This window comes from Synechococcus sp. R3-13, from assembly GCF_047462195.1.
GTDB lineage: Bacteria > Cyanobacteriota > Cyanobacteriia > Thermostichales > Thermostichaceae > Thermostichus.
This window is the reverse complement of record NZ_JANSIO010000496.1, coordinates 1-349: the sequence shown is the minus strand read 5'-3', so window position 1 is coordinate 349 and position 349 is coordinate 1. Positions and strand designations below refer to the sequence as shown.

Below are 349 nucleotides of genomic sequence, written 5' to 3'. Positions count from 1 at the left end.
TTGGCCAGAGAGTTCCCCTTCGCCCAGAAGCTTAACTCCTCTGCCCGACAAGCCAGCGCGGAGCGAGCTTGGTCTGCCATCTCCACCTTCTACCGCCGCTGCCAGAACCAGGAAGCCCAAAAAGGCTGTCCCCAGTTCCAGAAACACTGTCGCTCTGTGGAGTACAAAGTCTCCGGCTGGAAGCTGGCAGCAGATAGGATGTCCCTCACCTTCACAGATGGCTTCCAAGCAGGCACCTTTGCTCTGTATTGCAACGGCGAGGTGCGGCAGGACATCCTCACCCTGAAAATCAACCGGTGCGGGTGGTGCGGAGAGCCGATGGCTACTACGCCCAGTTCTGCCTGGACGT

The 349-nt window shown here is 59.0% G+C and carries 1 pseudogene; it reads left to right on the top strand.

Going from position 1 to position 349, the window contains the following annotated elements:
* Positions 1 to 349: pseudogene (locus tag NW856_RS13680) on the top strand (hypothetical protein); the annotation flags it as partial.